General features: G+C 64.3%; 4 protein-coding genes. All 4 read right to left on the reverse strand.

Features of this window, described 5'->3' with window-relative positions; translation table 11 throughout:
- Window positions 1-12: 12 nt before the first annotated feature.
- Entirely contained in the window at window positions 13-729 is a 717-nt protein-coding gene (locus ACIQ17_RS32260) for a response regulator (protein WP_398473629.1), read from the reverse strand.
- A 173-nt stretch (window positions 730-902) separates the two neighbouring features.
- Entirely contained in the window at window positions 903-1,169 is a 267-nt protein-coding gene (locus ACIQ17_RS32265) for a hypothetical protein (RefSeq protein WP_398473630.1), read from the reverse strand.
- Window positions 1,170-1,185: 16 nt separating this feature from the next.
- Complete coding sequence (locus tag ACIQ17_RS32270) at window positions 1,186-1,587, reverse strand: MAPEG family protein (RefSeq protein ID WP_398473631.1); 402 nt, start codon at window positions 1,585-1,587, stop codon at window positions 1,186-1,188.
- A 186-nt stretch (window positions 1,588-1,773) separates the two neighbouring features.
- A partial coding sequence (locus ACIQ17_RS32275) for an autotransporter outer membrane beta-barrel domain-containing protein (protein WP_398473632.1) occupies window positions 1,774-3,453 on the reverse strand: 1,680 nt, incomplete at its 5' end.

The following is a 3,453-nucleotide window of genomic DNA, read 5'->3' on the forward strand; positions in this document are numbered from 1 at the left end:
AGAAGCCGCTGATCATGTGAGCTGCTTCACATGGGCGGTGAACAGATAGCCGCCATTCCGCACCGTCGTGATCAGATTGGAGTCCCGGCTTGCTGCGTCCAGTTTCTTGCGCAGGCGGGAGATCAGCATGTCGACGGTACGATCGAACGGCTCGGCGGAACGTCCGTGCGTCCAGTCGAGGATCTGGTCGCGGGTCAGCACGCGGCGCGGTCGCTGCACGAAGGCGACGAGCAGGTCGAATTCGGCACTGGTGAGCGTGACGGGATCGCCGCCTTGCGTGGCAAGCTGCCGGGCATCGATGTCGATGACGAAGGCATCGAAGCCGTGGCGGCGATTGTCCGGAGTCTCAGCAGCCGGCCGGGTCCGGCGCAGGATCGCGCGGGCACGCGCCAGCAATTCGCGCGACGAGAACGGTTTTGTCAGATAGTCGTCGGCGCCCATTTCGAGGCCGACGACGCGGTCGATCTCGTCGCTCTTGGCGGTGAGCATCAGGATCGGGATCGTGCCTTGCGTCCGCAAGCGACGGCAGATGGCGAGCCCGTCCTCGCCCGGCAGCATGAGATCGAGGATGATCAGGTCAGGCTTTTGTCGTTGCAGCACCGCATCCATCGCCTTGCCGTCTTCGGCCAGCTCGATGACAAAACCTTCCTGCGACAGGAAATCGCGCACGAGACGGCGGATTTCTGGGTCGTCCTCGACGATCAGGATGGTGGGCTGCGAGAGGCTCATGCCCAAGTCATCCGATACTTGAGCGGCATCGGCAAGCGGTCGGGCTCAACTGTTACAAACTGTTACGCGCGGTGACGCATTGCCATCAATCAATGCGCGGCTGTGAAATGCGACTGACGCCGCGTGGCTAGGGTCATGGCGATCGCAACATCACCTCAACAGGAGACTTCATGTCACGCATTGCCATCGTCGCCCGCGCTTCCACCAGCCTCGCCATGACGCTGACCACGCTCTTCACGATCGCGCAGGCAGAAGCCGAAGAAGCACGCAACGCGTGCCGCGCCGACTATCGGCAGTTCTGCAAGGACACCATGCCCGGCGGGCGGACGGATCGCCAAATGCCTGGCCGACAATTCGGACAAGCTTTCGTCGGCCTGCAAGACGGCGATGGCCGAAGCCAAGGCCGCAAAGGCCGGCGGCGCGAAATAGCCGCCGGTCATCCTGCGGGTTCTGGCCTCAGACCGGAATCCGCAGGATCGCCACCGCAAGCACGGCCTGGGCAACAAAGCCGATCATGAAGGCCACGGTGCGCAGAATGGGCAGGCCAAGGGTGTAGACTACGAGATGCGCGATGCGCGACCAGAAATAGATCATGCAGGCCATCACGGTGGCCGGGGTCGACACGTCCGCGAGATTGAGGATGATCACCAGCGGCGCGAAAATGATCAGGTTCTCGACCGCGTTGTCATGGGCGAACATCATGCGGTTGGCCCATTCGGCCTGCGGCTTGTCGGCGCGCGAGGGATTGGCCATGGCGCCAGCGGCGCCGCGCACCATGATGCGGTTCAGGATATAGGGCAGCCACATGATACCGGTGAGAATCACCGTCAGCGTCAGCCAGAACAATTCGCGCGTCATAGGCCTATCCTCGTCCTCGAAATTCCCGCGGAGATGGTCATGCAAATCGCAGGCAGGGCGGCGTCGGCCATGCCTGTGGAAGAAGCATAGACGCTTGGTATGACATCGCCAAGGGAAGGGCGGGACGGTGCGTGAAACCGCACAGGTCTTTCCCGAGATCGGGAGATGAGGCCGGCTCGCGACTGGCTACCACGTCAACCGGACGCCGACGTTGCCCTGAATGGTCTCGCGGTTGTTGCGGTCGAGATTGCCTATATAGCCGGCCGCTGCGAACACCGCGACCGCCTGTGAAAGCGTCGCGGTTACGCCGCCGCCGACCTCATAAGCGGTTGCCCGGCGCTGGGTCGTGATGAAGTCGGAGGCCGCGAAGACGAGGCTGTCGGTGCCGCCAAAGTCGTGCCAGACATTCACCTTCAGATAGGGCTGCAGCAATGCGGACGCGGTACGATAGGTGGCGACCAGACGACCGCCGAGTCGCCCGGTCAACGCATCGGAGCGCCCATAGTCGATCCGCGAGATCGCGTCTTGCGAGGGATCTAGCGCGAGATTCTGGTAGATGAGTTGTGCCTGCGGCTCGAGCGTGAGGTTCGGGGCGATGGCGATCGGAACGCCGCTTTCGATCGAGGCGATGATCCCCGTTCCATTGGGCGCGGCTTGCAGCCCCTGAACCGAAAACGGCGATCCCGTGTACCACGCGTGTGCCGCAACGGCGTCGACATACCATCCGCTCGGCCCGACATGGGTCCAGTAGGCACCGAGGCTGGTGGCGTCGAGGGAGAGCGAACCGACGGGCGTATTCTGAAACCCGCCGCTGAAGCCGCTGACGCGCCCGTTGGCCCGGCCATAGCTCGCCAGCAGGCCGATCCGGTCGCGATGTCCTGTATCGCTGTCGCGTCCGAGCAATTCGATGCCGGACTGCACGCCCGAAAACGATCCATCGAAGGCGGGCGCAGCGGCACCCGACCATTGCTGGCTTTCGCGACCGCCAAAGATGCGTGCCCATCCCGCCGAGACATCGCGCTGGCCGGTGAGGAGGCTCTGTTCGCCATTTCGGTCATGGAAGGTCCCGAGGCTGACGATGCCGAGTTGCCGGGCCACGGCAGGAACGGCGCTATAGAGCGCAACCTCGGGTCGATAGAGCGCAAGCGGTTCGGAGCCGGCCTGTGGCGCTGGTGGCAGCGGCGGCGTGTTGTCAGCGGGCGCGGGTGCCGGTGTGCCGGGCGCGGGTGCTGCGGGCACTGTGGAACGCAGATACCAGTTGTCCTGCGTGCCGGCGGAGACGCCGCCGCGGAAGAGATAGTATTGATAGGCGCCGGCCATCACCGAGCCGCCGTTCAGAGCGAATGCAGATGGCGTGGTTGTCGCGCCGGCGGTGGCCTGAACCACGAGGATGCCGTTGTCCAGGGTGAGGCCGCCGGTGCCGCCCGCATTGGTCACATTGATGCCGGTCGCGCCCGAGGCCTGGCCGCCCGAAATCACCAGCCGGTCCGACGGCGCGCCATCGGTGCCGAGCACGGAACGCACATTGAGCTGGCCGCCATTGCCGACATAATTGCCCGCAATGGTCAGGCTGTTGGCCGCCGGTGAGCCGCCATTGGTGAGATCGACGGTGCCGGCATTGGTCACGGTGATCGGCGGGCCGCCGGGGAAGGGCGTGATCGTGGGATTGGCACCATTGCCGGCGAGCAGGCTGGTGCCGGGTGCAATGGTCACATTGCCGGTCAGCGACGACTGCAGGCGGACTACGCCGCTGTTCACAAATGTATCGGCAAAGGTCCCGCTGCCGCTCCAGGTCCAGTCGGTGCCTTCGGCGATCAGGGTCTGAAAATTCACGAAAGGATTGGCGGCCGTACCGCTGCCCTGCAG

Source organism: Tardiphaga sp., assembly GCF_044340795.1.
GTDB lineage: Bacteria > Pseudomonadota > Alphaproteobacteria > Rhizobiales > Xanthobacteraceae > Tardiphaga.